The 26,574-nt window shown below is 61.0% G+C and carries 27 protein-coding genes; 17 read left to right on the top strand and 10 right to left on the bottom strand.

Annotation, left to right across the window (positions count from 1 at the left end; translation table 11 throughout):
* Nucleotides 1-135 precede the first annotated feature (135 nt).
* From ACYZUD_RS13360 to mnmH, 5 genes are all read left to right on the top strand, one after another.
* Nucleotides 136-921, top strand: a complete 786-nt coding sequence (locus tag ACYZUD_RS13360; protein ID WP_462024420.1) for an AraC family transcriptional regulator — start codon at nt 136-138, stop codon at nt 919-921.
* Nucleotides 922-1,178: 257 nt separating this feature from the next.
* Nucleotides 1,179-1,352, top strand: a complete 174-nt coding sequence (locus tag ACYZUD_RS13355) for a DUF1427 family protein (protein WP_140667893.1) — start codon at nt 1,179-1,181, stop codon at nt 1,350-1,352.
* 30 nt (nt 1,353-1,382) lie between these two features.
* A complete protein-coding gene (locus ACYZUD_RS13350; protein WP_462024419.1) occupies nt 1,383-2,339 on the top strand; it encodes a quinone oxidoreductase family protein in 957 nt (318 codons plus the stop codon).
* Between the two features lie 156 nt (nt 2,340-2,495).
* Nucleotides 2,496-3,530, top strand: coding sequence for a selenide, water dikinase SelD (selD, locus tag ACYZUD_RS13345; protein ID WP_462024418.1), 1,035 nt, complete (start codon nt 2,496-2,498; stop codon nt 3,528-3,530).
* Nucleotides 3,530-4,633 carry a tRNA 2-selenouridine(34) synthase MnmH gene (gene mnmH / locus ACYZUD_RS13340; RefSeq protein ID WP_462024417.1) on the top strand — a complete coding sequence of 368 codons (1,104 nt, stop codon included), beginning with the start codon at nt 3,530-3,532 and terminating at the stop codon, nt 4,631-4,633. The genes selD and mnmH overlap by 1 nt, the downstream gene beginning before the upstream one ends.
* 187 nt (nt 4,634-4,820) lie before the next feature.
* Here mnmH and ACYZUD_RS13335 read toward each other — a convergent pair whose 3' ends face one another.
* A complete protein-coding gene (locus tag ACYZUD_RS13335) occupies nt 4,821-5,495 on the bottom strand; it encodes a histidine phosphatase family protein (RefSeq protein ID WP_462024416.1) in 675 nt (224 codons plus the stop codon).
* Nucleotides 5,496-5,824: 329 nt separating this feature from the next.
* Between ACYZUD_RS13335 and ACYZUD_RS13330 the strand changes: the two genes are divergently transcribed.
* Both ACYZUD_RS13330 and ACYZUD_RS13325 read left to right on the top strand, forming a co-directional pair.
* The gene (locus ACYZUD_RS13330) at nt 5,825-6,523 is read left to right on the top strand and encodes a glutathione S-transferase family protein (protein WP_462024415.1); all 699 of its coding nucleotides are present in this window, start codon (nt 5,825-5,827) and stop codon (nt 6,521-6,523) included.
* A gap of 33 nt (nt 6,524-6,556) precedes the next feature.
* Nucleotides 6,557-7,399, top strand: a complete 843-nt coding sequence (locus tag ACYZUD_RS13325; protein WP_462024414.1) for a PhzF family phenazine biosynthesis protein — start codon at nt 6,557-6,559, stop codon at nt 7,397-7,399.
* Between the two features lie 15 nt (nt 7,400-7,414).
* Here ACYZUD_RS13325 and ACYZUD_RS13320 read toward each other — a convergent pair whose 3' ends face one another.
* Complete coding sequence (locus ACYZUD_RS13320) at nt 7,415-7,771, bottom strand: winged helix-turn-helix transcriptional regulator (protein ID WP_462024413.1); 357 nt, start codon at nt 7,769-7,771, stop codon at nt 7,415-7,417.
* 99 nt (nt 7,772-7,870) lie between these two features.
* On the opposite strand from ACYZUD_RS13320, the gene ACYZUD_RS13315 reads away from it, so the two are divergent.
* The 3 genes from ACYZUD_RS13315 to hemB all read left to right on the top strand — a co-directional run bounded on the left by ACYZUD_RS13315 (nt 7,871) and on the right by hemB (nt 10,069).
* Complete coding sequence (locus ACYZUD_RS13315; protein WP_462024412.1) at nt 7,871-8,200, top strand: nuclear transport factor 2 family protein; 330 nt, start codon at nt 7,871-7,873, stop codon at nt 8,198-8,200.
* On the top strand, nt 8,197-8,970 hold the full coding sequence (locus tag ACYZUD_RS13310; protein WP_462024411.1) for an SDR family oxidoreductase: 774 nt from the start codon (nt 8,197-8,199) through the stop codon (nt 8,968-8,970). The genes ACYZUD_RS13315 and ACYZUD_RS13310 overlap by 4 nt, the downstream gene beginning before the upstream one ends.
* A 124-nt stretch (nt 8,971-9,094) precedes the next feature.
* Nucleotides 9,095-10,069, top strand: a complete 975-nt coding sequence (gene hemB / locus ACYZUD_RS13305; protein ID WP_462024410.1) for a porphobilinogen synthase — start codon at nt 9,095-9,097, stop codon at nt 10,067-10,069.
* Between the two features lie 110 nt (nt 10,070-10,179).
* Here the strand turns inward: hemB and ACYZUD_RS13300 are convergent, their stop codons facing one another.
* Both ACYZUD_RS13300 and ACYZUD_RS13295 read right to left on the bottom strand, forming a co-directional pair.
* The gene (locus ACYZUD_RS13300; protein WP_462024409.1) at nt 10,180-11,715 is read right to left on the bottom strand and encodes an FAD-dependent oxidoreductase; all 1,536 of its coding nucleotides are present in this window, start codon (nt 11,713-11,715) and stop codon (nt 10,180-10,182) included.
* A 125-nt stretch (nt 11,716-11,840) separates the two neighbouring features.
* A complete protein-coding gene (locus ACYZUD_RS13295; RefSeq protein ID WP_462024408.1) occupies nt 11,841-14,054 on the bottom strand; it encodes a TonB-dependent receptor in 2,214 nt (737 codons plus the stop codon).
* Between the two features lie 390 nt (nt 14,055-14,444).
* Between ACYZUD_RS13295 and ACYZUD_RS13290 the strand changes: the two genes are divergently transcribed.
* Complete coding sequence (locus ACYZUD_RS13290; protein ID WP_462024407.1) at nt 14,445-15,539, top strand: DUF1615 domain-containing protein; 1,095 nt, start codon at nt 14,445-14,447, stop codon at nt 15,537-15,539.
* Between the two features lie 80 nt (nt 15,540-15,619).
* On the opposite strand, the gene ACYZUD_RS13285 is transcribed toward ACYZUD_RS13290, so the two are convergent.
* Entirely contained in the window at nt 15,620-15,943 is a 324-nt protein-coding gene (locus ACYZUD_RS13285) for a hypothetical protein (protein ID WP_462024406.1), read from the bottom strand.
* Between the two features lie 225 nt (nt 15,944-16,168).
* On the opposite strand from ACYZUD_RS13285, the gene ACYZUD_RS13280 reads away from it, so the two are divergent.
* Nucleotides 16,169-16,789, top strand: a complete 621-nt coding sequence (locus tag ACYZUD_RS13280) for a cysteine hydrolase family protein (protein ID WP_462024405.1) — start codon at nt 16,169-16,171, stop codon at nt 16,787-16,789.
* A gap of 96 nt (nt 16,790-16,885) precedes the next feature.
* The gene (locus tag ACYZUD_RS13275) at nt 16,886-17,509 is read left to right on the top strand and encodes a glutathione S-transferase N-terminal domain-containing protein (RefSeq protein WP_462024404.1); all 624 of its coding nucleotides are present in this window, start codon (nt 16,886-16,888) and stop codon (nt 17,507-17,509) included.
* 127 nt (nt 17,510-17,636) lie between these two features.
* Here the strand turns inward: ACYZUD_RS13275 and ACYZUD_RS13270 are convergent, their stop codons facing one another.
* Nucleotides 17,637-18,077, bottom strand: a complete 441-nt coding sequence (locus ACYZUD_RS13270) for a CBS domain-containing protein (protein WP_462024403.1) — start codon at nt 18,075-18,077, stop codon at nt 17,637-17,639.
* A gap of 340 nt (nt 18,078-18,417) precedes the next feature.
* Between ACYZUD_RS13270 and ACYZUD_RS13265 the strand changes: the two genes are divergently transcribed.
* Complete coding sequence (locus ACYZUD_RS13265) at nt 18,418-20,778, top strand: DNA polymerase II (protein ID WP_462024402.1); 2,361 nt, start codon at nt 18,418-18,420, stop codon at nt 20,776-20,778.
* On the opposite strand, the gene ACYZUD_RS13260 is transcribed toward ACYZUD_RS13265, so the two are convergent.
* The 3 genes from ACYZUD_RS13260 to ACYZUD_RS13250 form a co-directional block, all read right to left on the bottom strand.
* On the bottom strand, nt 20,743-21,210 hold the full coding sequence (locus ACYZUD_RS13260) for a DUF1810 domain-containing protein (protein WP_462024401.1): 468 nt from the start codon (nt 21,208-21,210) through the stop codon (nt 20,743-20,745). The genes ACYZUD_RS13265 and ACYZUD_RS13260 overlap by 36 nt on opposite strands.
* Nucleotides 21,211-21,240: 30 nt before the next feature.
* Entirely contained in the window at nt 21,241-22,062 is an 822-nt protein-coding gene (locus ACYZUD_RS13255) for an aldo/keto reductase (RefSeq protein WP_462024400.1), read from the bottom strand.
* A 240-nt stretch (nt 22,063-22,302) separates the two neighbouring features.
* On the bottom strand, nt 22,303-23,451 hold the full coding sequence (locus ACYZUD_RS13250; RefSeq protein ID WP_462024399.1) for an aldose epimerase family protein: 1,149 nt from the start codon (nt 23,449-23,451) through the stop codon (nt 22,303-22,305).
* A gap of 251 nt (nt 23,452-23,702) precedes the next feature.
* Here ACYZUD_RS13250 and ACYZUD_RS13245 point away from each other — a divergent pair, with 251 nt between their 5' ends.
* Entirely contained in the window at nt 23,703-24,452 is a 750-nt protein-coding gene (locus ACYZUD_RS13245; protein ID WP_462024398.1) for a hypothetical protein, read from the top strand.
* Between the two features lie 204 nt (nt 24,453-24,656).
* Nucleotides 24,657-25,442: a sulfite exporter TauE/SafE family protein gene (locus tag ACYZUD_RS13240; protein WP_462024397.1), complete on the top strand. Its 786-nt coding sequence runs from the start codon at nt 24,657-24,659 to the stop codon at nt 25,440-25,442.
* Between the two features lie 18 nt (nt 25,443-25,460).
* Here ACYZUD_RS13240 and ACYZUD_RS13235 read toward each other — a convergent pair whose 3' ends face one another.
* The gene (locus tag ACYZUD_RS13235; RefSeq protein ID WP_462024396.1) at nt 25,461-25,829 is read right to left on the bottom strand and encodes a VOC family protein; all 369 of its coding nucleotides are present in this window, start codon (nt 25,827-25,829) and stop codon (nt 25,461-25,463) included.
* A gap of 177 nt (nt 25,830-26,006) precedes the next feature.
* Here ACYZUD_RS13235 and ACYZUD_RS13230 point away from each other — a divergent pair, with 177 nt between their 5' ends.
* Nucleotides 26,007-26,546: a DUF4174 domain-containing protein gene (locus ACYZUD_RS13230; RefSeq protein ID WP_462024395.1), complete on the top strand. Its 540-nt coding sequence runs from the start codon at nt 26,007-26,009 to the stop codon at nt 26,544-26,546.
* Nucleotides 26,547-26,574 lie beyond the last annotated feature (28 nt).

The raw sequence follows: 26,574 nt of genomic DNA, 5'->3' as shown, positions 1-26,574 counted from the left end.
TTCCTCCCTGTGGTAATACAGGGATCGTCGGGGGCACGGAAAATTCATTCGGATTGTCGGACGGCGGCGGCCAGTAGCGGCAAGGCCGGTGGCTCGTTACCATGCATTACCGGAAAACCCCAATGATCCTTGCCCATGGCCCTTGCCGCCCCCCCAGACCTGAGTGATACCGATGTGCCCGTGCAACCGCTGGCGCGCACCTACCCGCGCGGGTTGTATATCGAGCCGCACGAGCATGTCTGGGGCCAGTTGTTGTACGCGATGAGCGGAGTGATGTGGGTCGAGACGCCCCATGAGGCGCTGGTGGTTCCGCCGCAACGGGCGGTGTGGCTGCCGCCGGGCGTGCCCCATGGGATTCGCGTGGTGTCGGATTTGCAGATGCGCAACATCTACCTGCGGCCGTCACTGGCGGCGACCCTGGACGACACGGTTCAGGTGATCGAGGTCGGCGGGCTGCTGCGTGAACTGATCGTCGGGCTGGTGGAGCAGGGCGACGAGGGTGCCCCGGAGTATTACGAAGCGCTGGTCGGGCTGGCGTTGCTGGAGCTCAAACGGGCCAAGCGCTCGCTGTTGAAGATCCCGCTGCCGGACGATTCCGACCGGCGTCTGATGAACCTCTGTCAGGCGGTCATGGCTGCGCCATCGCTGGACATTCCCTTCGAGCAACACGCCGAAAATGCCGGTGCCAGCGTGCGCACCCTGGCGCGGCTGTTCAAGGACGGTCTGGGCATGGGCTTCGCCGAGTGGCGGCGGCAGGTGCAATTGGCGACCGCCGTCGCGGAGTTGATCCAGGGCGTGCCGGTCAGCGCAATCGCCCGGGAGCTGGGCTATTCGCCGAGCAGCTTCAGCGACATGTTCCGCCGGGAACTGGGTGTCGCACCTTCGCAGTTTTGCGCGAGTCAGCGACAGGCCCAGCCATAACGAAACCTGTAGCAGCTGCCGAAGGCTGCGTTTGGCTGCGCAGCAGTCGTAAACCTGCGTGCACGATATTACTGAAGCACCTCGCTGCCTGATTTCACGACTGCTGCGCAGCCAAACGCAGGCTCCGCCAGCTGCTACAAGTTTGCCGTGCGCGGCCGGCATTAGCGCTTTGGCCGAAATTCAGAAGCACTTGGCCGATGCCCGCCGCCGCCTCCCTCTAGACTTCGGGCCTACCTGAATTAGCCCCGGAGCCTGCCATGAGCTACCTCATCTCGCTGGTCATCGGTCTGGGCGTCGGCTTGCTCTACGGCGCACTGGATTTTCGTTCTCCCGCACCCCCGGCCATCGCCCTGATCGGGCTGCTGGGCATGCTCGCTGGCGAAAAGCTGTGGCCCATGGGCCGGCAACTGGTCGCTGGCTGGATCTCCTGAAACCTCTCTTTCTATTTGATGGAAACGTTCATGAAAGCATTGCAGTTCGACAAAACCGGCGACCTCTCTTCCCTGCAGTATGTTGAGGTTCCAACCCCGGTTCCCGGCGTCGATGACGTATTGGTCGAGATCAAGGCCGCCGGCCTCAACCCCAGCGATGTGAAGAACGTACTGGGACGCTTCCCATACACCACCTTGCCGCGAATTCCCGGTCGGGACTTCGCCGGTATCGTCGTTGAAGGCCCGCAGGCATTGATCGGCCAGGCAGTCTGGGGCACCGGCCGTGATCTGGGCTTTTTCGCCGATGGCTCCCACGCGCAGTTCGTCAAACTGCCGGCCAATGGCGTGGCGCTGAAGCCGACTCACCTGAGCTTCGCCCAGGCCGCCAGCCTCGGTGTGCCTTACACCACGGCGTGGGATGCGTTGGAGCGCAGCCTGGTGACGGCCGGTACGCGGTTGTTGGTGATTGGCGGCGGGGCGGTCGGCAGTGCCGCGCTGGCACTGGCGAAGGTGCGCGGCGCTCAGGTGCTGGCGGCGGCGCGGCGACCGGAGCAGGTCAAGGATTTGCAGGCTCTGGGGTATCAGACGCTGCAACTGGATAAGCCTGAGGATTTGGGCGCACAAGTGAGCGCGGTGTACGCCGGCGGCGCCGATGTGATTTTCGACACCACCGGTTTCTGGTTGCCGGCGTCGGTGGCGGCCCTGGCGCCGTTTGGCCGCATCGCGATCATCGCCGCGCCGGTGGACGGTCTGGTGCAATTGCCGGCGCTGGCGCTGTATCGCAAGGGCGGTTCGGTGGTGGGGATCAACTCATTGCTGTACGGCGTCCAGGCGTGTGCGGCGATGCTGGATCAGTTCGGCAAATTCTTTGATCAGGGCTTGCTGCCGTTGCCGGAAGGGTTGCTTGAGTCGCCGTTGGCCGAAGGGCTGGAGCGGTATGCGGAAGTGAATCAGGGCCGCGGCGACAAAGTGATTTTGTTGCCCTGACACCCACTCTTGTGGGAGCGAGCCTGCTCGCGATAGCGATCTGACCGTCACCATGGAGGGTGAATGTGCCAACCTCATCGCGAGCAGGCTCGCTCCCACAGGCCGGGATGCTCGTCTGCTAGAATCGGCCCCACCGACTTCACGAGGTGCCACCCCATGAGCGAGCCGATTCGTCTGACCCAATACAGCCACGGCGCAGGTTGTGGCTGCAAGATTTCCCCCCAGGTGCTGGAGGTGATTCTGGCCGGCAGCGGGGCGCAGAACCTTGATCCGAAACTCTGGGTCGGCAATGCCTCGCGCGATGACGCGGCGGTGTACGCCATCGATGAAGAACGCGGCGTGGTGTCGACCACCGACTTCTTTATGCCGATCGTCGACGACCCGTTCGATTTCGGCCGCATCGCCGCGACCAATGCCATCAGCGATATCTACGCCATGGGCGGCGATCCGTTGATGGCGATCGCGATCCTCGGCTGGCCGGTCAATGTGCTGGCGCCGGAGATTGCCCGGGAAGTGATTCGCGGCGGGCGTTCGGTGTGCGATGAGGCAGGCATTCCGCTGGCCGGCGGGCATTCCATCGATGCGCCGGAGCCGATCTTTGGCCTGGCCGTCACCGGGCTGGTGGAAAAGCGCCACATGAAGCGCAATGACACCGCCACCGCCGGTTGCCTGCTCTACCTCACCAAACCCCTGGGCATCGGCATCCTTACCACCGCCGAGAAGAAGGGCAAGTTGCGCAATGCCGACATCGGCCTCGCCCGTGACTGGATGTGCACCCTGAACAAACCCGGCAGCCGTTTCGGCAAACTCGATGGCGTGACCGCAATGACCGATGTCACCGGTTTTGGTCTGCTGGGGCATCTGGTGGAAATGGCCGATGGCAGCCAACTGACCGCGCGTATCGAGTACGACCGCGTGCCGCGTCTGCCGGGTGTCGAATATTACCTCGATCAGGGCTGCGTGCCGGGCGGGACGCTGCGCAATTTCGACAGCTATGCCAGCAAACTCGGGCGGCTTCAGGAAATGCACAAGCTGGTGCTCTGCGACCCGCAGACCAGCGGTGGCCTGCTGGTTGCAGTCACCCCCGAGGGCAACGAGCAGTTCCTCAACGTGGCCGTCGGGCTGGGCCTGACCCTTGAACCGATTGGTGAGTTGGTCGAGCGACAGACCCACGCGGTTGAGGTGTCTTGATGTCTATCGACTTCACCGATTACCGCGACATCTTTCTCAATGACCGGCCGATGATGGATGCCCGCGCGCCGGTCGAATTTCTCAAAGGCGCGTTCCCCGGTGTGGTCAACCTGCCGCTGATGAACGACAGCGAGCGGCAACGGATTGGTACCTGTTACAAGCAGCACGGTCAGCAAGCGGCCATTGCGCTGGGGCATCAACTGGTGTCCGGCACGATCAAGGCCGAGCGCCTTCAGGCCTGGGCCGGTTTCGCCCGGGCTCATCCCGATGGGTACGTGTATTGCTTTCGCGGCGGACTGCGCTCGCAGATCGTCCAGCAGTGGCTCAAGGACGAGGCGGGCATCGACTATCCCCGAGTCGGTGGCGGCTACAAGGCCATGCGCACGTTCTTGCTGGACACGGTCGATCAGGCGGTCAGCCAGTGCGATTTTGTCTTGCTGGGCGGCATGACCGGCACCGGCAAGACCGAGGTGCTCACGCAGCTGAGCAACGGGCTGGACCTGGAAGGTCACGCCCATCATCGCGGTTCCAGCTTCGGCAAACGTGCCACTGGCCAACCGTCCAACATCGACTTTGAAAACCGCCTGGCCGTGGACGTGCTGAAAAAGCGCGCCCGTGGCATCGATCAGTTCGTGCTGGAAGATGAGAGCCGCATGATCGGCAGTTGTGCATTACCGCTGCCGCTGTTTCAGGGCATGCAACAGTTTCCGATGGTCTGGCTGGAAGACACTCTGGAAGGGCGGGTCGAACGGATCCTGCGCGACTACGTGGTGGACTTGTGTGCCGAGTTCATAGGCGTGCATGGCGATGAAGGCTTTGCGCTGTTTTCCGAGCGCTTGCTGGCCAGCCTGAACAATGTTCAGAAGCGACTGGGCGGTGAGCGCCATCGGCGGATGTTGATTTTGCTGGAAGAAGCACTGGCGGAGCAGGCGAACAGCGGCGCAGTGGACTTGCACCGGGGCTGGATCGAAGGGTTGCTTCGCGAGTATTACGACCCGATGTATGCGTTTCAGCGGGAGAGGAAGGGACTGCGGATCGAGTTTGCCGGGGAGCGGGGGGCTGTTCTTGAGTATCTTCGCGAGCGCATGAATCAGCGAGGATGATGGTGTTTTTGCCGGCCCCATCGCGAGCAGGCTCGCTCCCACTTTTGATCTTCAGTGAATTCAGGTTTTGTGTACTGCCAAGGTCCAGTGTGGGAGCGAGCCTGCTCGCGAAGGGGCCTTGCAGACGCTGCAAACCTCGAACTGATTACACCCATCCCCAAGGACATCATGGCTTGCATTCGGCAGCTTACGTCGGACAGCTCTCCTGACCGTTATCCAGCCCTTGCTTGTAGCTGTGGCTCTCTAGGCTGGCCTTGCCGTTGTGCCAGGTCAGCGTGAGCACATACAGCGAATCGTAGTCGCTCGATTCCCAGTCATTGGTGATGTTCTGTTTCCTGCCCACCGCCTCTGCGGCGACCTTGTTGATCAGCTCGGGCAGGTAGCCGTGGGACCAGGCGGTGTAGATGACTGAGTTGTGGTACTTGTCATGAAGCAGTTCATCGGCCAGGTCGCTGGTGTCATTGGCCGAAAAGTTGATGTTCACCGGTAAGCCGAGCTTGATCGCGCTGGGGCTGATCGTCATGAGCGGGCGAATGTAGCTGTAGGAGTTGTCCCGCTCGCCTTCCTCGATATTGCGCGTGGGGTTGGCTGCGAACACATAATTGGCCTTACCGAATTTTTCCGGCAGCAAAGTCGCCAGGTCGATGGCGCGATTGAGGCCCTGGCAATTGAGCTGGCCCAGGCCGCCGGCGGGTTTTTCCGCGTGACGCAGGAAGACCAGCGTCTGGGTGCCGTCAACCGGTTGGGCGCGACTTTCGCTGGACTCCAACGACAGAAACAAGGCACTCACGGCCAACAGCGTGGGGAGGAAGACATACGCGCGTTGTTTGAAGCGTGTGGCGAATTTTAAAAGGTTCGTCATTTGAATAGGTGATCTTCAGCGCATTCGGTTAAGGCTGACAAACCTTTACACCGCGAGCTCCCAGCATCGGGTGTTTTCCATGTCGTTGAGCCGGTCTGTTTCCGAAAGGGCAGTGTTCAGAGTCCCCTGAAGCCCGATTCGTTCGATTCGATTGCGGCGGTGACCTTGAAGGGGTCAGGGGCAGATTATCGATGGAGTGTTACGGTTGTAGGCGCTGCCGCAGGCTGCGATCTTTTGATCTTGCTTTTGAAAGACAAGATCAAAAGATCGCAGCCTGCGGCAGCGCCTACATTATGATCAGCGTTCCCAATTTTTCGTGGATGCTCCCCATGACCGATTTGTCTGCGTTCCCCATCACCCAAAAGTGGCCGGCCCAGTACCCCGACTGGATTCAGCTCTACTCGTTGCCGACCCCCAATGGCGTCAAGGTCTCGATCATGCTTGAAGAGATCGGGCTGCCCTACGAGCCGCATCGTGTGGGTTTCGACACCAATGACCAGATGTCTCCCGAATTCCTGTCGTTGAACCCCAACAACAAGATCCCGGCGATTCTCGACCCCCACGGTCCGGGCGACCAACCGCTGCCGCTGTTCGAATCCGGGGCGATTCTGATTTACCTCGCCGACAAGAGCGGGCAATTGCTGGCCCAGGAGTCGGCGGCACGTTACGAGACGATTCAGTGGTTGATGTTCCAGATGGGGGGCATCGGGCCAATGTTCGGCCAGCTCGGTTTCTTCAACAAATTCGGCGGCAAGGACTACGAGGACAAGCGTCCCCGTGACCGCTACGTCGATGAAAGCAAACGCCTGCTCAAGGTGCTTGATGGACGTCTGGAAGGGCGCAACTGGATCATGGGCGAGCGCTACACCATCGCCGACATCGCCACGTTCCCGTGGGTGCGCAACCTGATCGGCTTCTATGAAGCGGGCGACCTGGTGGGCATCAAGGACTTCCCCAACGTCACGCGGGTGCTGGAGCGCTTCCTGGCGCGGCCGGCGGTGATGCGCGGGCTGGAAATCCCCAAGTAAAACGTTTCGATTCCAACAAGACCAAGGCAGGCCATGCGTTCATTCGATTTCAGGCAAGTAGATGTTTTCAGCCGTGTTGCGCTCAAGGGCAATCCGTTGGCCGTGGTGTTCGGCGCCGATGCGCTCAGCGACGAGCGCATGGCAGCGTTCGCGACGTGGACCAACCTCAGTGAGACCACGTTCATACTCGAACCGCAGGATCCTCGGGCCGACTACCGAGTGCGTATCTTCACCACCCTCAACGAGTTGCCGTTCGCCGGCCATCCGACCCTGGGCACCTGTCACGCCTGGCTTGAGGCCGGTGGCGTGCCCAAGGGCGAGGAGATCATTCAGGAGTGCGGCGTCGGGTTGGTGCGGGTCCGTCGACAAGGCGCGGAGCTGGCCTTTCTCGCACCGCCACTGATCAAGACCGGGCCGGTAGAGGCCGACGTTGTGGAGCGTGTGCGACGCGGGCTCAGGCTGGAACCGGGGGCCATTGTGCGTACGCAGTGGGTCGATAACGGCGCCGGCTGGCTGGCGGTGATGGTCGAGGATCGCCAGCAGGTACTCGACCTGCAACCGGACCATTCGCAGATGATTGGCCTCGCCGTCGGTGTCATCGCGCCGTGGCACCCCGAGCGCGATGGCGATGATGCGCAGTTCGAAGTGCGGGCGTTCATCTCCGGCGACGGCATGCCGGAAGACCCTGCGACCGGCAGCCTGAACGCCGGGATCGCGCAATGGCTGCTCAGCGAAGGGCTGGCGCCGACGTCCTACGTGGTCAGCCAGGGCCTGACCATGGGCCGCGCCGGGCGGATTCAGGTTGAGCAAATCGGGGACGAAATCTGGATCGGCGGCGCGGTGGTGACCTGCATCCAGGGAACGCTGACGCTCTAGCTCACCTTGTCGTGATCAGGCGTTGTCGCGGGACGACGCCTGTTGCTCGACGGGCCGCACATCCGTCCATTTCAACAGCGCATCCAGCACCGGACACAACCCCTGGCCCCATTCGGTCATTCGGTACTCGACCTTGGGCGGCACCTGCGGATAAACCGTGCGATGCACGATGCCGTCGGCTTCCAGTTGCCGCAGTTGCTGGGCGAGCATTTTCTGCGAGATCTCCGGGATCAGCCGTTCGAGTTCCGAAAAGCGCTGAACCTGACCGCCAAACAGGTGGAACAAAATTTCCAGCTTCCAGCGGCCCTCCAGTTGCTTGAGTGCCGAGACCACGTCGTTTGCCGCCGTTTGTGGCGTGTAGACCTTACTCATGGGTACCTGACTTACCTTTTCGTGCGTTCTTGTCAGCCTTAGCTGTACCGCGCAGAGTCCGGTGACGCAAGTCTGCGTGGTCCAATGAGGAACGATCTGATGAGTATTGTTTTGCCAGAACCTCTTGCCGATTATTTTTCGGGCGAGAAAAACACCGACACCGCTGCGCTGGAGCGTTGCTTCACCGCCGATGCCAAGGTGCTCGACGAAGGCCGCGTGTATGAAGGGCTGGCGGCGATCAAAGCCTGGAAAGTGGCGGCCCAGGCGAAATATCAGTACAGCGTCGAGCCGCTGAATGTCTCGCAAACCGATGACGTCACCCGGGTTCGGGCGCGGCTGACCGGCAATTTCCCCGGTAGTCCGGCCGAGGTGACCTACCGATTTGTCCTGCAAGACCGGCGGATCGCGTCGCTGGAGATCGGCGCATGAGTGATGAACTGCAAGGCCTGCGCGCCTTGGTCACGGGCGGCACCAAAGGCATCGGTGAGGCCGTGGTGAAGCGGCTGCGGGAGAACGGCGCCCGGGTGATGACCACCGCTCGTTCCAGGCCCGAGCACCTGATGGACGAGGCCTTTGTGGTCGCGGATGTCTCCACGGCCGACGGTTGCCTGAAGGTGGCCGAGGCGGTGAAGGCGGGGCTGGGAGGCCTCGACATCATTGTTCATGTCGTGGGCGGATCTTCGGCGCCGGCCGGTGGTTTTGCCGTACTGGACGATCAGCAGTGGCAGCAGGCCCTGGACCAGAACCTGTTCGCCGCGGTGCGTCTGGACCGCGCCTTGCTCCCTGGCCTGTTGGCCCAGGGTTCGGGTGTGATTGTCCACGTCACTTCGATTCAGGGGCGGTTGCCGCTGCCCGAATCCACCACGGCCTACGCGGCGGCCAAAGCCGCGTTGTCCACCTACAGTAAAAGCCTGTCCAAGGAGGTCAGCCCCAAAGGCGTGCGGGTGGTGCGGGTCGCGCCAGGCTGGGTAGAAACCGACGCCGCCGTGCGCATGGTTCAGGAAATTGCCCGTCAGAACGGGACGGACGAAGCGGGCGGACGCCAGATCATCATGAACGCCTTGGGCGGCATTCCCCTCGGTCGCCCGGCCAGGCCTGCCGAAGTAGCGGACCTGATCGCCTTCCTGGTTTCGCCACGGGCCGCTTCGATTACGGGCGCTGAATATGTGATCGACGGCGGTACCATTCCTTCGGTGTGATCGAGCATTATTGCCGAGCCGGTAACAAAGTCTTCCCGAACCGGTGTTTGTGCCCTGAACCGTTCAGGGCATAAGCTTCGCCTCCCTACGACTTTCGTCGCGTCCGCCGTTTTCAGGAATGCCCATGTCCAGTCAGTTCCCCGAAGCACGTCCACGCCGTCTGCGCCGCAATGCGAGCCTGCGCAGTCTGTTCCAGGAAACCGAATTCACCTTGAACGATCTGGTGCTGCCGATTTTCGTCGAGGAAGAGATCGACGATTTCGTACCGATCAAAAGCATGCCCGGGGTGATGCGTATTCCGGAATCGAAACTGGCCGGCGAGATCGAGCGTTATGCCCGGGCCGGGATCAAGTCGGTGATGACCTTCGGCGTGTCCCATCACCTGGACGGCAGTGGCAGCGACACCTGGAACGACAACGGTCTGGTGTCACGCATGTCGCGCATCGCCAAGGATGCGGTGCCGGAGATGATCGTGATGTCCGACACCTGTTTCTGCGAGTACACCGACCACGGCCATTGCGGCGTGTTGCACAACCACGAAGTCGACAACGACCAGACCCTGATCAACCTCGGCAAACAAGCCGTGGCCGCCGCCCGTGCCGGCGCCGATGTGATTGCCCCGTCAGCCGCCATGGACGGACAGGTCCAGGCCATTCGCCGGGCACTGGATGAGGCCGGTTTCACCCAGACCGCGATCATGGCGTACTCCACCAAATTCGCCTCGGCGCTCTACGGCCCGTTCCGAGAAGCCGGTGGCAGTGCGCTCAAGGGCGACCGCAAAAGCTATCAGATGAACCCGATGAACCGCCGCGAAGCGGTGCGCGAATCGCTGATGGACGAGCAGGAAGGCGCCGACGCGCTGATGGTCAAACCGGCCGGTGCCTACCTGGACATCATCCGCGACATTCGCGAGGTGTCGCGTCTGCCGCTGTCGGCGTATCAGGTGAGCGGCGAGTACGCGATGATCAAGTTCGGCGCGCAGGCCGGTGCGATCGATGAGGACCGTGTGGTACGTGAGAGCCTCGGCGCGATCAAGCGGGCCGGCGCGGACCTGATCTTCACCTACTTCGCGATGGACCTGGCACTGGCCGGGATCTAAAACCCACCACACAACCCACTGTGGGAGCGAGCCTGCTCGCGAGGGCGGCGGCATGACTGACAGTCCGCTTTCGCGAGCAGGCTCGCTCCCACAGTTGATCTTCGGTGTCTTCAGGAACCGCCAAAAAACGGCCTGATCCCGTGATCCCGGAAGTACCGCTCGATCACCTTCGGATCGGAGCACGTTTCGGCAATCGCCACATACGTATCCGGCCGCAACAGATAAAACCCGTTACGCCCCAGGCCCGCCGCTTCGAACGCTGGCCGCCAGTCAAAAACCTGCAGCGGTAAATGATGTTCGTGGCACCAGGCAATCATTTCATCGCTGGTGTCGCCATACACATGCACTTGCCAGGTCGGACACTTCAGCGAGCAGAAATTGTCCCCTTCACCGTCGTGCGCCCAGGGCAGCCGGTCGCCGCCATGAACATGCCCGGCCACGCCCGTGCTCAATGGCATGCCGCGATAATTCAGGGTGATCTGCGAGACCGTGCGAAACAGGAACTCTCGGGACGTCTCGAACGAGGCCATTTTTGGCAGCAGGAACGGCGCCAGACGGGTGCGCAGCAAGTCGGCCATGCGTCCTTCGGCCGTGACGAAACTGAACACCCGGTCAGTGGTGGCGACCAGTCTGCGGGCAAAGGCGATGCGCTCGGTTTCATAAGTGTCGAGCAGGTTGGCCGTGGCGCCGCCGCTCAATACCGCCGCGAGTTTCCAGGCGAGGTTGATGGCATCGCCAATCCCGGTGTTCATGCCCTGGCCACCGGCGGGGCTGTGGACATGGGCGGCGTCACCCAACAGAAACGCCCGCCCGCTGCGAAAGTGATCCGCCACCCGGTGATGCACACGGTAGGTCGAAAACCAGTTCACCTGTTCGATCTGCACCTTCAGATGTTCGATGGCCTGGCTGCTGACATCTTCGAACCGCAGGGTGTCAGCCTGTTCGGCGCGCTCGTCGCGCACGATGCCGATCAGTCGGGCGCGCCCCTCGCCGGCCAATGGGAACACCGCCAGAAAGTCCGCTTCATCCAGGTCCAGATGCAGCTCGCCATTGAGTGCCGGCCCGCTGGCCTGCACGTCGGCCACGTAGAAAACCTGCTGGTAGGTGCCGCCGGGAAATCCCGTATCGAGAGTCTTGCGCACAATCGACCGGGCGCCGTCGCAACCTGCCAGGTAACAGGCCTGACAGGTTTCCTGCTGACCATCGGGCAAGCGCAATCGGGCAGTGATGCCGTCGCCGGTCTCCTCGAAACTTTTCAGTTCAGTGTTGCGCTCGACGTGGATGCCAAAGGTTTCCAGGCGTTCGATCAGCAGTCGCTCATGCTCGTCCTGCGGGAAGATTTCGAGGAAGGCGTAAGGCGTCAGACCTTCGCCGATGCGGGTCAGCGGCAAGCGCGCCACGGGCTCACCCTTGACCCAGAAATTCGCCGCGGCCACGCGATGGCCGTTCTGCACAACGGCCTCGCTGAGGTCGAGTTGGCGATACAGCTCCAGCGTTCGCGCCTGGACGGCCAGCGCCCGCGAGGTGGTGCCGGGGGCGGGCGTCTTGTCGAGAATCCGTACGCGGATCCCCAGTTTGCTCAGCCACAACGCCAGCACCAACCCGGTGGGGCCGGCGCCGATGATCAGAACGTCGCTACGGTTCATGAGGCTGTCCTCCACGATGGTCGACCAAGTATGGTTCAGTCGGGGCAAACGGACAGGTTGGCTGCCCAACGGAAAAAGGCGCCGCAGCCATGACGCTGCGGGGCCTTTTTGTGGGGCGGGGTTGATCAGAAATCGATGGTGCCCGACAACTTCGCCACCCGTGGTTCGCCCTGGGTGAGGTAGCCGCCCTGGGCCGATTCCCAGTACTTCTTGTTAGCCACGTTCTCGACCCCAAAACGCAAGGTCACGTCTTTTTCCTGGACCTTGAAGGCGTAGCGGGAGCCGGCATCGAAACGGTTCCAGGTCGGCAGGCTCAGGTTGTTTGCCGCGTCGGCGTATTGACCGCCGGTGCGCAGCATCCGAGCATTCAGCGTTACACCTTGCAGGCCGGGGACGTCCCAGTCTGCCGAGGCATTGAACTGGAAGGTCGGCACGCCGATGGCGTGGTTGCCGTCGTTGGCGCCGTTTTCGGTTTTCTTCAACTCGGTGTCCATTACGGTCACGCCGCTTATGAGGCGCAGGCCGCTAATCGGCTCGCCGAAGACGTTGAGTTCGACGCCTTTGTTGACCTGATCACCTTGGTGCACAAAGCGTGCGGTGAAGTCGTCGATAGGTAGGGTGTAGCCGTCGCTGGGTTGCTCGATGCGATACACACCAAGACTGGCGCCGTAGGTCCCCATGTCGACTTTTACACCGGCTTCGATCTGTTTGGAGCGGGCTGGCGCAAAGGCCTCGCTGCCATTGACTACGACACGAGAACCGGATGTGTCTGGTGCAATCGGACCTTCGGCCAAACCTTCGATACGGTTGGCATAGAACGACACGTGTTCCCATGGCTTGAACACGATGCCGTAAACCGGGGTAGTGATCGACTCGTCGTATTTGGAAGTGCGCGGCCCGGAACCGTAAGCGTAATTCTGCACAACCAACTGTTGCCGACGCACCCCGACAGTGATTAGCAGGCGATCATCCATGAAGCCCAGGGTGTCGGACACCGCGCCGCTGCGCACAAAGGTTTTACCGGTGATACCCGGATCGTGCAGGTCCCCAAGGGCGAAGCCGCTCTGAGGTGCCGGAACTGCGACCGGATGGTAGATGTTGTTCGGGTATTGGTTCGAATCGAAATCGAAGGCGTTGCGCTGTTCGGTCCAGATTCCGGCCAGGCCGAAGTTTAGTTTGTGGCTGACCGGGCCGGTGGCGAACCTGCCGTTGAGGCCGGCCATGACGCTTTTGTTGTCCTCGTCGTGGGGAATAAATGAGCCGCTCGTAACGGAACTGCCGTCGTTGCCCACCAGGGTGGTGCCGTCGTAATTCCCGACTTCCCGAGTGTGCTTGGCGCCACCTGCGGCGTAGACGGTCCAGATGTCGTTCAGATCATATTCGGCGCGCAACATGCCGAAGGTGTCTTCGATCTGGGTGAAACCCCATTTCTGCGCATAGTTGGTGTCGGCCGAGGGCGCATCTGGAATGTGCGTGGCGTTGCCGAGGTTCACCGAGCTGCGACCACTGTTGACGCGTTCTTTCTGATAGGCGAAGTCGCCGGAAATGCGCAGGGCATCGCCGCGATAGTCGAGGCCGATAGCGAACAGCTTGGAGCGCTGGTTTTCGTCGTCGATCGCGGTGTCGCCTTCGCGTTGAGACAGGTTGACGCGCGCACCGAAGCGGTTGTCCTCGCCGAAACGCTGGCCGATGTCCAGATGTTGGCCAATTCGGCCTTCATCGCTGATGTCGGTGGTGAAACGGCGCAGCGGTATGTCACCGGCGCGCTTGGGCTGCAGGTTCACGCCGCCGCCGATACCGGAGCCGGTCGGGGTCACGCCATTGATGAATGCGTTCGGGCCCTTGAAGACTTCCACACGCTCCAGGGCGTCAGTGGAAATGATCTGCCGAGGCAGGACGCCGTACAGACCGTTGTAGGAAATGTCGTCACTGTTGAGGGGCAGGCCGCGGATCATGAAGGTCTGGGCCTGGTTGGAAAAACCGGAGGCCTGACGGACCGACGAATCATTGAGCAACACGTCGCCCACGTTTTCGGCTTGCTGATCCTGGATCAATTGCTCGGTATAGGAGGCCATGCTGAACGGCACGTCCATGATGTCCTGATTGCCCAACACGCCCAACTGTCCACCGCGCGCCACCTGACCACCCGCATACGGCGGGGGCAGGGCGGACGGCGAGGGTGCCTGGGCATTGATGTTGACGTTGTCCAGCACCACCGCCTTGCCGTCGCTTTCGGGATCGGTCGCGGGCGTTGCAGCATGGGCAGTCACGGACAGGGAGCAAAGCAAGGCGAGGAGAGTCGGGCGAAAGGGAACACCGATTCGGGCTGGAGTAGTCATATTTCGTACCTGCGGCGCGCCGCTAGTGAGAAAAGAATTGACCGCGCGGGGACTCCTTGCGCAAATGCGACTCCACTCACGAATGGTAGTAGTTCTCAGTAGCGTTGCACGATTAGTTTGTCATTACGGTGTGTAGATAATGATCGATGGATTTAAAAACCGGGGTGATGAGGACTTTTGTGGCGAGGGACTGACCTGTGGGAGCGAGCCTGCTCGCGATGAGGCCATAACATTGGGCATTTCCTTTGCCTGTCATACCGCTATCGCGAGCAGGCTCGCTCCCACAGGTCAGTGTGTCTGTGAGGGAACAGTGCGTCGTCAGCACAGTCATAGCCTGCCCATGCCATTGATCGTATGGTTAACCCGGCTCAACGGATTTGATGGAGCACCATGCAAGCCAATCGATTGATCATGAGCGTCGCGGCGCTGTTGGTGCTGGCCGGTTGCGGCACTCAGCGTGTCCAGGAAGCCCCGGCCCGCAAGCCCGCCGAGGTCAAGGCAGAAATCGTGCGCCTGCTGCCGGCCAAGACCGTCGACCGCCAGGGCTGGGCCACGGACATATACGCGGCATTTGCCGCCCAGAATATCTATCCATCCACCCAAAACCTGTGCTCGGTATTGGCGGTCACCGAGCAGGAGTCAACGTTCCAGGTCGATCCCCCTGTGCCAGGCCTGGGCAAGATCGCCCGGGAAGAAATCGACCGCCGTGCCGCCAAAGCCCATATCCCCGGCCTGTTGGTGAGCGGTGCGCTGCAGGTGAGTTCATCCAATGGCAAAAGCTACAGCGACCGCCTGAATGCCGCGCGCAGCGAAAAAGAGCTCAGTGCGATTTTCGATGACTTCATTGGCATCGTGCCCATGGGACGGACCCTGTTCGGTGGCTTTAACCCGGTGCATACCGGCGGGCCGATGCAGGTCAGCATCGACTTTGCCGAGCAGCAGGCGCGGGATTACCCGTATCCGGTGGACGGTACGATTCGTCGGGAAGTGTTCAGCCGTCGCGGCGGCATGTATTTCGGTATCGCCCACTTGCTCGGTTATCCAGTGAGCTACAAGCAGCCGCTGTATCGCTTCGCCGATTTCAACGCCGGTTGGTACGCCAGCCGCAATGCGGCGTTTCAGAACGCGGTGAGTCGTGCTTCGGGCATTCCCCTGGCCCTGGACGGTGATCTGGTGCGCTACGACTCGATCATGCCCGGCACCACGGAGCTGGCCGTGCGCACCCTCGGCAAACAACTGGGCATGCGCAATCCCACGATCAGGGATCAACTGGAGGAGGGCAAAAGCCTCGAGTTCGAGGACACCCGGCTCTATCAGCGGGTCTTCGAACTGGCCGAACAGGCCGAAGGGCGGTCATTGCCTCGTGCGGTGTTGCCGGGGATCGTGCTGCAGAGTCCGAAAATCACCCGCAAGCTCACCACGGCGTGGTTCGCCAAACGGGTCGATGAGCGTTATCAGCGGTGCATGGCGCGGGCGGGGAAGTGAGCGAACTCAAAAAAAACACGTAAAAAAACCCGGCTGATGAGGCCGGGTTTTTCATTGAGTATCGCGGTAAAGACGTTCATTCATGCAGCGCGGCTTTCGATCAGACGATCCGAACCACCTTCGGCGACGCGACGTTCGATCAGGCGATCAGAGCCACCTTCGGCGACGCGACGTTCGATCAGGCGATCCGAGCCGCCTTCGGCAACGCGATTCTCGATCAGACGATCCGAACCATCAGCGGCAACGCGATTCTCGATCAGGCGATCGGAACCACCTTCAGCCACACGACTTTCAATCAGACGATCCGAGCCGCCTTCAGCGACAACCGGGTGAGCAGAGGTAGCGGCGAAAGCGTTAACTGCAAAAACCGAGAAAGCGATGCTGAGAAGGACTTGGCGTTTCATGAGGGTGTGCTCCGGGGTGTAGTTGTTGGGTATGGAGGCGATGTTACGCTGCGGATTTTTTATGAGAACTTCATTGGCGTGATGGTGAACATCGACGGCAGTGATGGGACGAACGGCGAACCCCATGCGGGCGTGATGGTTCGATCGTCGGGTGGTCGCGGTGCTGTCGGTGGCGGCTTCTACACTGGTTAGCTGGCGCGTGCCTTTGCCTTACAGGAGTCGACCATGAATGCCAGTTCCTATGTTCCCGCCCACACCGGCCTGCTGCTGGTCGATCCCTACAATGATTTCCTCAGCGAGGGCGGCAAGCTCCATGGCCATGCCAAACCGGTGGCCGACAATGTGGGCACCCTGGCCAATCTGAACGCGGTGGTCGAGGCGATACGCAAGGCCGGCATCCAGGTGTTCTACGTGCCGCACCACCGCGCCGAACCCGATGAACTGGCCCGCTGGAAACACCCCAGCCCCTACCAACAAGGCGCCAGTCGCGCTCAAGTGTTTGCCGCCGGAACCTGGGGCGGGGAGTGGCATCCGGATTTCCAGCCCAAGGCCGGTGATGTGATCGTCAAGGAGCACTGGGGCGGCAGCGGTTTTGCCAACACCGACCTGGATTTCCTGCTTAAACAACACGGCATCGAGAACGTCGTGGTGGTGGGGATGCTCGCCAATACCTGCATCGAAACCACCGGCAAATTCGCTGCCGAGCTGGGTTACCACGTGACGCTGGTACGTGACGCGACGGCAGCCTTCAGCGCGGAAGCGATGCACGCGGCCCATGACATCAACGGGCCGACGTATGCCCATTCGATTGTCACGACGGCGGAGTTGATCGCGGCGCTCGGTTAAGTACGATCAGCGTCGCCACTCGCCCAATGGCAGGGAACGAGGCTGGGTAGCAGCGCCTCTATTGACTATATTCTTGTCTCGCCAGGAGGCTGCACCATGTACCAGCTCTACGGACACAAGAACTCGGGTGCTGCGGCGATAGAAGCCGCCCTTGAGCTCTGCGAGATTGCTTACCGCTTCATCGACGTTGAATCGTCCTCGGAGGCAGCCAAGGCCCTGGAGAAACTCAACCCGCTCAAGCAGATTCCGACTTTGCAGCTACCCGATGGCAGCATTCTTACCGAGAGTGCGGCGATCCTCATCCATCTGGGCCTGGCGTTTCCCCAATCGAATCTGCTGCCCCGGCAGGCCGCCGAACGTGATCAGGCCATCCGGGGCCTGGTGTATATCGTCTGCAATTGCTATGCGGCCATTGGCATCATCGATTACCCCGAGCGCTGGCTGGCCGAGGCCGATGAAGCGTCCAGGCAAAACCTCATGGCCGGTGCTCGCGAGCGCCTGCATTGGAGTTGGGAGGTGTTTGCCGATCAGTTCTCGGGCGAACTGTACCTGGGTGACGAGACGCCGGGGGCGCTGGATGTGCTGGCGGCGGTGGTCACGCGGTGGGCGGGCAGTCGAGAGCATTTGCGCAGTACCCGACCCGGCTTTTTCGCGTGGCTGGAGCGCATCGACCGGCACCCGACATTGGCACCGGTCTTCGCCCGGCATTGGCCCGCCTGAGCGCCGCAGATCCCTTGTGGGAGCGAGCCTGCTCGCGATTGCGGCGGGTCAGTCAATACCTGTGTCGACTGACCCGCCGCAATCGCGAGCAGGCTCGCTCCCACAGGGGATTTGTGGTGTTTCGGAGTTATTCGCCGCGAATGTACTGCTCCAACTGCCGAATCAGCTCAGCCTGTTCGGCAATGGCTTCCTTGACCAGGTCACCGATCGACAGCAAGCCGATCAACTGACCGCTTTCCACCACCGGCAAGTGGCGCAGGCGTTTGTCGGACATGATGCCCATGCAGGTTTCGACGGTTTGATGGGTGTCCACGGTGATCACCGGTGACACCATGATGTCTTCGACCGGTGTACCGACGGAGGAGCGGCCCTTGAGCACCAGTTTGCGCGCATAGTCACGCTCGCTGATGATGCCGACGACCTCGCCATTCTTCACGACCGGTAAGGCGCCGACGTTTTTCGCGGCCATGACCATCAGCGCTTCCAGCACCATTTGATGAGGCGCAATGGTGTGGACTTCCTGATTTTGTTGGGCCTTTAACTTCAGCAGTTGGGCGACGGTTTTCATGGCGGTTTCTCAGGTGTTGTCGTTGTTCTTGAAGAATCGTAGACCCAGGCGCAGAGGGCAAGGCGCAAAGCGGCAGATAACACGCAAAAAACGTCATTCGGCGGTTTTTCTTGGGTAAACATCGAGTAATCCACCGTTATTCACTGATCCACGGGCTCAATCAACCCTGTGGGAGCGAGCCTGCTCGCGATTGCGGACTCCAGCCAGCATCATCGTTGAATGTGAAACAGCAATCGCGAGCAGGCTCGCTCCTACAGGGTTTATGACTGCTTGAGAGGTCGGGCTATCGCCTGCGATGACGCGTAGAATTGCCACCTGAATCGGATTTGAGGTTGCAGTGGTGGATTTACAGCGGGGCTTCGTCCTGACCCGGCATTGGCGCGATACCCCGGCCGGAACGGAAGTCGAGTTCTGGTTGGCGACCGATACCGGCCCCCGGCGGATTCGCCTGCCTCATCAACCGTCGGTGGCGTTCATCCCGGCGGCCCAGCGTGAGCAGGCCGAAGCCGTACTGCGTGGCGAAAAGAACGTCGAGCTGCGGCCGTTGGCGTTGCAGGATTTCGAGCATCGCCCGGTGCTCGGGCTGTATTGCCAGCAACACGGTCAACTGATGCGCCTGGAAACTGCGCTGCGCAAGTCTGGCGTCGAGATGTTCGAAGCCGACGTGCGTCCGCCGGAACGCTACATGATGGAGCGCTTCATCACGGCGCCGGTGGTCTTTGGCGGCACGGCCAATACCGAGGGCCTGCTGCTCGACGCGCAGATGAAACCTGACCCCGACTACCGACCCAGCCTCAGGCTGGTCTCCCTGGACATTGAAACCACCGCTCAGGGCGAGTTGTATTCCATTGCCCTCGAGGGCTGCGGTGAGCGCCAGGTCTACATACTCGGCCCGCCCAACGGTGACGACAGCGAGGTGGATTTCCAGCTCGAATACTGCGACTCCCGAACCCAGCTGCTGAAAAAACTCAACGAATGGTTCGCCCGCTTTGATCCCGACGCGATCATCGGCTGGAACGTCGTGCAGTTCGATCTGCGCGTGCTCCACGAACACGCCCGGCGCCTGGCGGTGCCGCTGAAACTGGGGCGTGACGGCGAGGAGATGCAGTGGCGCGAACATGGCAGCCGTAACCATTACTTCGCCTCGGCCGCTGGCCGGCTGATCATCGATGGTATCGAATCCCTGCGTTCGGCCACTTGGAGCTTTCCCTCGTTCAGCCTGGAAAACGTCGCGCAAACCCTGCTGGGCGAGGGCAAGTCGATCGACAATCCGTACCAGCGCATGGACGAAATCAACCGCATGTTCGCCGAGGACAAACCGGCCCTGGCCAAGTACAACCTCAAGGACTGCGAGCTGGTGACGCGGATTTTCGCCAAGACCGAGCTGCTGACGTTCCTGCTGGAACGGGCCAGCGTGACGGGGCTGCCGGCGGATCGCAGCGGCGGTTCGGTGGCGGCCTTCACCCATCTCTACATGCCGCTGATGCACCGCCAGGGTTTCGTTGCGCCCAATCTCGGCGGCAAGCCCGCGCAAGCCAGCCCCGGCGGTTTTGTCATGGACTCCCAGCCGGGGCTGTACGAATCGGTGCTGGTGCTCGATTACAAAAGCCTTTACCCATCGATCATTCGCACGTTCCTCATTGACCCGGTGGGCTTGATCGAGGGGCTCAAACATCCCGACGATAGTGAGTCGGTGCCAGGCTTTCGTGGCGCCCGTTTTTCGCGAACCCGGCATTGCCTGCCGGCCATCGTCGCCCGGGTCGCCGAAGGCCGCGAAACTGCCAAGCGCGACCACAACGCGCCGCTGTCCCAGGCGCTGAAGATCATCATGAATGCCTTCTACGGCGTGCTCGGTTCCAGCGGTTGCCGTTTTTTCGATACACGCCTGGCGTCGTCCATTACCTTGCGCGGCCACGAGATCATGCTGCGCACCCGACAGCTGATCGAGGCCCAGGGCCATACGGTGATTTATGGCGACACCGACTCGACCTTCGTCTGGCTGCGCCGCGCCCACGGTCAGCAGGAAGCGGCGCAGATCGGCCACGCGCTGGTGGACCACGTCAACCAGTGGTGGCGCGAGCACGTGCAGCAGGAATACGGCCTGGAAAGCGCGCTGGAGTTGCAGTTCGAAACCCACTACAAGCGCTTTCTGATGCCGACCATTCGCGGCGCCGAAGAGGGCAGCAAGAAGCGCTATGCCGGGCTCGTGACCCGCGCCGATGGCACCGACGAGATGGTCTACAAGGGCCTGGAAACCGTGCGCACCGACTGGTCGCCGCTGGCCCGGCAGTTCCAGCAGGAGCTTTACCTGCGCATCTTCAATCGCAAGCCCTATCAGGATTATGTACGCGACTACGTGCGCAAGACCGTGGCCGGTGAGTTCGACGACCGCCTGATTTACCGCAAGCGCCTGCGCCGCACCCTCGACGACTATCAGCGCAACGTGCCGCCCCACGTGCGGGCGGCGCGGATTGCCGACGACTACAACGACCAGCAGGGCCGCCCGCGGCAGTACCAGAACGGTGGCTGGATCAGCTACGTGATCACCGTCGCCGGCCCCGAGCCGTTGGAAATCCGCAGCGCGCCCATCGATTACGACCACTACGTCACCCGGCAATTGCAACCGGTGGCGGATGCGATCCTGCCGTTCGTTGACGACGACTTTTCAACCCTGATTGGTGGGCAACTGGGCTTGTTTTGAGTCCAGCAGCGACAGCGTCCAGTCATCCTGTATGCCGTGGAAATACTGCTCCAGGGCCTGATGGAAGGGGCTGTCATCCGGGGCGATTTGGGCAAACAGTGTCATCGAGGAGTGAAACTTGAGGTCGTCGGGGTGGCCGAAAATCGCCGCAATCGAGCGCTGCTCGATGTTCATGACCAATTGAGTGCAGGTGCGTAACCGTGCGCTCAGCAAGGGGTGTTCGAGGTAGGCCGTCGCTTCTGCTTTGGTTCGAATCGCAAAGTGACGGGACATCTCACTGCCACCTAACCCGGTGAACTGCGGAAAAATAAACCACATCCAGTGACTACGCTTGTGGCCTTCACTCAGCTCCTTCTGAACCCGTTCGAATACCGGACCCTGAGCCTGTATGAAGCGTTGCAGGTTGAAGGGGTCGTGATCGGTGCTTCTCATGCAGAAGCCCTCTGACAAAACCGCGATGGCTCAGACCATGGCCAACCGCTGCTTGCGTTGTGGCGCGTGAAACGCGTGGTCCAGCGCCTCCAGATCCCCAGCTTCGAGCCGCACGTGGGCGGCTTGTGCATTCAGTTGCACATGTTCAGGTTTGACCGCTTTGGGGATGGCGATCACGCCTGGCTGACGCAGAATCCATGCCAGCGCCACCTGAGCCGGTGTCACCGCGTGACGGGCAGCCACCTGTTTGAGCGTCGGATGCTCCAGCAATTTTCCGCCCTGACCAATCGGACAGTACGCCATTATTGGCTGGTGTTGCTGTTGGCTCCACGGCAGTAAATCAAATTCTATGCCGCGCTCCTCCAGGTTGTAGAGCACCTGATTGGTGGCGCAGGCCGGCGCGTTCAATTCCTCCAGGTCGTCGACGTCGAAATTGGACACCCCCCAACGACCGATCTTGCCTTCTTCACGCAGACGCTCGAAGGCCTCGACCGTTTCTTCCAGGGGGGACTGGCCGCGCCAGTGCAGCAGGTACAAATCGATGTAATCGGTATTCAAGCGCCGCAGGCTGCGTTCGCACGCCTGTGGGATGCCTTTGCGGCTGGCGTTGTGCGGGTAGACCTTGCTGACGAGAAAGACGTTGTCGCGCAGGCCGGCGATGGCTTTACCCACCACTTCTTCCGCACCGCCCTCGGCGTACATTTCAGCGGTGTCGATCAGAGTCATGCCCAACTCGATACCCAGGCGCAACGCCGCGACTTCTTTTGTGCGTCGGGAAGGGTCTTCGCCCATCTGCCAAGTGCCCTGGCCGATGACGGGTACGTTGACGCCGGCCAGTTCGAGGGTCCGCATGAAAACCTCCTTTTTGTCATTCAATGGATACTCCGGTTGGCAGCAGAATAACCCGGTGGTTCCATCACTTGTAGCAGCTGCCGAGCCTGCGAGGCTGCGTTCGAGGACGAAGTCCTCGCAAATTCGGTGCACGGGGGGGCTGCCTGAAACACCTCAGTGTTTGATTTTACGACTGTTTCGCAGTCGGACGCAGCCTCGCAGGCTCGGCAGCTGCTACGGGACTACGCGGTGTCGGCATCTTTACCGTACGGAGAACTTCAGCACAGTGCTCTGAGTATATGTCTTGCCTGGGTCCAGTCGCGTCGAGGGGAAATCCGGCTGGTTCGGCGAGTCCGGGTAATGCTGGGTTTCCAGGGTGAACGCGCCCCAATGTGGATAGACCTTGCCGGCCTTGCCCCTGACCGAACCGTCGAGGAAGTTGCTGGTGTAGAACTGCACGCCGGGTTCGGTGGTGTAGAGCTGCAACCGGCGGCCGGATTGCGGATCGCTGACATCGGCGGCGAGTTGGCTCACATCGCCCTTGGCATCGAGTGCCCAGTTGAAGTCAAAGCCGCCGTGTTTCGGTTCAGCGAATTTCAGCTGAGGATGATTGGCCTGGATGTTTTTGCCGATGGCGGTCGGCTGCGTGAAGTCCATTGGGGTACCGGCGACCGGGGCCAGCTCACCGGTCGGGATCAACTTGCCGGTGACGGGCGTGTAGTGGCTGGCGTGCAACGTGGCGACCTGTTTCAACACGTCACCGTTGCCCGCGCCGGCCAGGTTGAAATAGCTGTGGTTAGTCAGGTTCAGCACCGTGGGTTTATCGGTGGAAGCCCTGTACTCGATGCGCAGCTCGTTGTTGTCGTTGAGGCTGTAGGTGACTTCGGTTTTCAGGTTGCCGGGAAAGCCCATTTCACCGTCCGCCGACAGGTACGTCAGGGTCACGCCCACGGAGTCCTTGCCGTTGCTCGGTTCGGCCTTCCACACCCGTTTGTCAAAACCCTGCGGGCCGCCGTGCAGCGAATGGGTGCCGTCATTGAGCGGCACCTGATAGCGCTTGCCGTCCAGTTCGAAGGCGCCGTTGGCCAGGCGATTGCCGAAGCGCCCGATGGTCGCGCCAAAGTACGCTATGCCGCGCTGATAGCCCTGCACGTCATCGAAGCCGAGTACCACATCCTCGAACTGGCCGTTTTTGTCCGGCACTTTCAGCGACTGCAAAATCCCGCCGTAGGTGATGACTGTGGCTTGCAGGCCATGGCTGTTGCGCAAAACGTATTGCTCGACCGGCGTGCCGTCGATGGTTTTGCCAAAGGGTTTGTGTTCGCTGGACAGGCCGGCGGCCTGGGCGGAGAGGGTGGCGATCATCAGGGACAGTCCAAGGCCGCAGAGTGGGTGTCGGGATTTAAGCATGGTTGACCTTCCTTTTTGTTGTTATTTGAAAATTAGTCATACTAATGATTGAAAATTAATTCGATCAAGGCAGGATTTATAGCTGGTTTGGGCGGAGTTGCAATTATAAAGTATGACTAATTAGATCGTCGTGTTTTCGCTAACCTGTGGTTGCGGACCGTCGGCACTGCACTTTTTCAGTTTTCATGGCTCTATCCTTGGCCAGCCTGCGGCGATCCCCACCACAGGCCCATGTCCAAGTCCAAGAACCCATGGCTCGAGTTTTACCCCTCATCACGACGCACATCCGCCGTAGCAGCCTGCTGATGGCCTGCTTGTCGATGCTCTTCGTCACGGGGTGCAGCCAGCAGCAGGGCAGCGACATCATCAGCCAGTTCCGCGAAGGCAGGCCCCAGGAATTCCTGCAGACCAGCGTCGACCGCATGGCGACCCTGTCGATGCGCGACAACCTCGACAGCCTCTACCTGCTGATGAGCAAGCTCTACCTGCGCAACCCGCAGGAGCTGAAAAAATCCGGTTTCCTCGACGCCCGCGCCGCTGCAAAGCAAGTGCGCATGGCCATCGAACAGCAGCAGCCGCTGCCGACCCTGGGTGGCAAAAAAGACCTGGCGGCGCTGAGTTACGCCATGAGCCCGGAGTTTCTCGGTGACCGCGTCGGTGCCTTCATCTACGCCATCGGCAGCATGCTGGTCACCGCCCACGGCAATCGTCTCGAGTTCTACATGACCGATGCGATCAATCCGGTGTTCGTCAGCAACGCGGCGCGCAACATCGAGAAGGCCACGTGGATCCTGAGCCAGCGGCAAAACAAGAACGGCGAGCCACTACTGTTCTCCAATGAAATCTCGGAGGAGGGCAGCAACCTGAGTTTTGCCGTGGAGTTTGGCAAGATCGTCGCGCGTCTGGACTTGCTGACGCAGATGCTGGATGAGCGTTACCGGCGGATCGGTTTGAACTACGCGCAGAGCCTGCTGTTCCTCAATTTCCTGCCCGTGCAATGACCTTCCCCCTGTGGGAGCGAGCCTGCTCGCGATGACGGCAGGACCGACACCTTTGCAGTGACTGACAGATCGCTATCGCGAGCAGGCTCGCTCCCACAATGAGGGCGGTGCGGCATAACGATAGATCGTATCGATATAAGTGGTTATAAGAAAAATCGCTATGCTGCGGGCCAGTTTTTCCCTGCGGTCTTTGTGGACGTCTTAATGGATTTAGTGAACTTCGGGTTGATCGTGGCCGGGCTGGTTGTCGGCTTCATTGTCGGCATGACGGGCGTGGGGGGCGGTTCGTTGATGACTCCCATTTTGTTGTGGTTCGGCATCAACCCTGCGACGGCGGTCGGCACCGATCTGCTGTACGCGGCCATCACCAAATCCAGTGGCGTGCTGGTTCATCGCAAAAACAAGAATATCGACTGGGCGATTACCGGCTGGCTGACCCTCGGCAGTGTGCCGGCGGTGGCGCTGACGCTGTGGTTCCTCAGCCGTTTGCAAACGTCCCCCGATGCCATGAACGCCGTCATCAAACAGGCCTTGGGCTTCGTACTGTTTGCCACGGCGCTGGCGATTTTCTTCAAGAAGCGCTTGCTCGATTTTGCCCACAAACGCGCGGGCGGCCACTACAACCCGAGCGGAAAACGCTTGAACGGGCTGACCGTCATCACCGGGCTGGTCCTGGGCACCATGGTTGCCCTGACGTCCATCGGTGCTGGCGCCCTGGGCACCGTGGCGCTGTTCATTCTGTATCCGCTGCTGCCGACCCGCCGCCTCGTCGGCACGGAGATCGCGCATGCCGTACCGCTGACCCTGGTCGCCGGCCTTGGCCACGCGAGCATGGGCAACATGGATTGGCAGGTGCTGGGCTACTTGCTGGTCGGTTCGCTGCCGGGCATTTACCTGGGCAGCCACTTGACCGGGCGTATTTCCGATGAGGTGTTGCGTCCGTGCCTGGCGACGATGCTGGTGCTGATCGGGTACAAACTGGCGTTCTGATTCAACCTCACGCGACCCTCATTCGCGGGTGAATATTTCCAGCAGATGCCCATCCGGATCATCGAAATAAACCCGCCGTCCACCCGCATGGTCATTGATCTGCTTCGGCCGCTGCTTGCCCGGATCGGCCCACCACGGCAGCCCGCGTGCCTGCAGGCGCGCAAAGGCGTTGTCGAAATCGTCGTCGCCGATCAAAAACGCATAGTGCTGCGAGGCAATCGGCGGGTCGTTGTCGTAGTAGTCCAGCGACACGCCGTTGTCGAGCTTGACGATCAGCATCGGCCCGAAGGGTTCAGGGGCGGGCAGCCCCAGAATGTCGACGAGATAATTCGCCGAGATGTGCTTGTCGCGGCACCAGACGATGGTGTGGTTCAACTGAGCGCTCATGGCGTGATCCTCACGGCGGTTCAGGTGTGTATTGAGTCATGAGATTAGCTCAGCCTGTTGCGCAATGACCGCCCTGACCTAAGCTTGGGGCAAGGCGAAACACAATTGCGGTGCGTCACCCGGAACGAACGCCGCGATGCGCAATCATTAGAGCGTGGATATCAAAAGGAGATGCGCATGCTCATCAGGTCATTGACCCTGACTACCCTGCTGGCGTTCGCCGGCCCCTTGTTCGCCGCCGATGGCGACTCACCTCTGGATATGGACAAGGGCAGGTCCCGGCCGTTGATTGTCATCGCTCCAAGCACGGTCGATCCCACGTGGGTCAACCTGAAAAAGTCGCTGGATGAGCCCGCCAACCGCCAGGCGTTCACCGAGCGAAACATGGTCCTGTACACCGTACTCAACTTGATGGGCCAGCGCGAAGGCAAAGACCTGGGGCCACAAGACACGGCGGCATTGATTCGCTCGCTCAAACTGGGGGCCGGCGCGAAGAGCAAAGTCATCCTGGTGGGCAAGGACGGGGAAAAGAAACTTGACCAGTCGGGGCCGATCGAGCTGAAAGAAATTTTCAGCACCATCGATCAACTGCCGGCGACCGAAAAAGAAGCCACGGTACCGACGCCACCACCGGCGGCTGAAGTCGCTCCGGCCAAGGGGGCCAAACCGGGCAAACCGGCGAAGCCCGCCAAACCGCCTGAAATGCCGGACGATTGAATCCGCGCAAACCCCTTTGTGGCGAGGG

The organism is Pseudomonas sp. XS1P51, assembly GCF_054897845.1.
Note: the sequence above shows the minus strand (reverse complement) of the source record. Positions and strands in the feature narration are given on the sequence as shown.

Excerpts from the sequence above, each read along its gene's own strand:
- ACYZUD_RS13360 (WP_462024420.1), top strand. The coding sequence starts at position 136 with ATGGCCCTTGCCGCCCCCCCAGACCTGAGTGATACCGATGTGCCCGTG.
- ACYZUD_RS13355 (WP_140667893.1), top strand. The coding sequence starts at position 1,179 with ATGAGCTACCTCATCTCGCTGGTCATCGGTCTGGGCGTCGGCTTGCTC.
- ACYZUD_RS13350 (WP_462024419.1), top strand. The coding sequence starts at position 1,383 with ATGAAAGCATTGCAGTTCGACAAAACCGGCGACCTCTCTTCCCTGCAG.
- selD (WP_462024418.1), top strand. The coding sequence starts at position 2,496 with ATGAGCGAGCCGATTCGTCTGACCCAATACAGCCACGGCGCAGGTTGT.
- mnmH (WP_462024417.1), top strand. The coding sequence starts at position 3,530 with ATGTCTATCGACTTCACCGATTACCGCGACATCTTTCTCAATGACCGG.
- ACYZUD_RS13335 (WP_462024416.1), bottom strand. The coding sequence starts at position 5,495 with ATGACGAACCTTTTAAAATTCGCCACACGCTTCAAACAACGCGCGTAT.
- ACYZUD_RS13330 (WP_462024415.1), top strand. The coding sequence starts at position 5,825 with ATGACCGATTTGTCTGCGTTCCCCATCACCCAAAAGTGGCCGGCCCAG.
- ACYZUD_RS13325 (WP_462024414.1), top strand. The coding sequence starts at position 6,557 with ATGCGTTCATTCGATTTCAGGCAAGTAGATGTTTTCAGCCGTGTTGCG.
- ACYZUD_RS13320 (WP_462024413.1), bottom strand. The coding sequence starts at position 7,771 with ATGAGTAAGGTCTACACGCCACAAACGGCGGCAAACGACGTGGTCTCG.
- ACYZUD_RS13315 (WP_462024412.1), top strand. The coding sequence starts at position 7,871 with ATGAGTATTGTTTTGCCAGAACCTCTTGCCGATTATTTTTCGGGCGAG.
- ACYZUD_RS13310 (WP_462024411.1), top strand. The coding sequence starts at position 8,197 with ATGAGTGATGAACTGCAAGGCCTGCGCGCCTTGGTCACGGGCGGCACC.
- hemB (WP_462024410.1), top strand. The coding sequence starts at position 9,095 with ATGTCCAGTCAGTTCCCCGAAGCACGTCCACGCCGTCTGCGCCGCAAT.
- ACYZUD_RS13300 (WP_462024409.1), bottom strand. The coding sequence starts at position 11,715 with ATGAACCGTAGCGACGTTCTGATCATCGGCGCCGGCCCCACCGGGTTG.
- ACYZUD_RS13295 (WP_462024408.1), bottom strand. The coding sequence starts at position 14,054 with ATGACTACTCCAGCCCGAATCGGTGTTCCCTTTCGCCCGACTCTCCTC.
- ACYZUD_RS13290 (WP_462024407.1), top strand. The coding sequence starts at position 14,445 with ATGCAAGCCAATCGATTGATCATGAGCGTCGCGGCGCTGTTGGTGCTG.
- ACYZUD_RS13285 (WP_462024406.1), bottom strand. The coding sequence starts at position 15,943 with ATGAAACGCCAAGTCCTTCTCAGCATCGCTTTCTCGGTTTTTGCAGTT.
- ACYZUD_RS13280 (WP_462024405.1), top strand. The coding sequence starts at position 16,169 with ATGAATGCCAGTTCCTATGTTCCCGCCCACACCGGCCTGCTGCTGGTC.
- ACYZUD_RS13275 (WP_462024404.1), top strand. The coding sequence starts at position 16,886 with ATGTACCAGCTCTACGGACACAAGAACTCGGGTGCTGCGGCGATAGAA.
- ACYZUD_RS13270 (WP_462024403.1), bottom strand. The coding sequence starts at position 18,077 with ATGAAAACCGTCGCCCAACTGCTGAAGTTAAAGGCCCAACAAAATCAG.
- ACYZUD_RS13260 (WP_462024401.1), bottom strand. The coding sequence starts at position 21,210 with ATGAGAAGCACCGATCACGACCCCTTCAACCTGCAACGCTTCATACAG.
- ACYZUD_RS13255 (WP_462024400.1), bottom strand. The coding sequence starts at position 22,062 with ATGCGGACCCTCGAACTGGCCGGCGTCAACGTACCCGTCATCGGCCAG.
- ACYZUD_RS13250 (WP_462024399.1), bottom strand. The coding sequence starts at position 23,451 with ATGCTTAAATCCCGACACCCACTCTGCGGCCTTGGACTGTCCCTGATG.
- ACYZUD_RS13245 (WP_462024398.1), top strand. The coding sequence starts at position 23,703 with ATGGCTCGAGTTTTACCCCTCATCACGACGCACATCCGCCGTAGCAGC.
- ACYZUD_RS13240 (WP_462024397.1), top strand. The coding sequence starts at position 24,657 with ATGGATTTAGTGAACTTCGGGTTGATCGTGGCCGGGCTGGTTGTCGGC.
- ACYZUD_RS13235 (WP_462024396.1), bottom strand. The coding sequence starts at position 25,829 with ATGAGCGCTCAGTTGAACCACACCATCGTCTGGTGCCGCGACAAGCAC.
- ACYZUD_RS13230 (WP_462024395.1), top strand. The coding sequence starts at position 26,007 with ATGCTCATCAGGTCATTGACCCTGACTACCCTGCTGGCGTTCGCCGGC.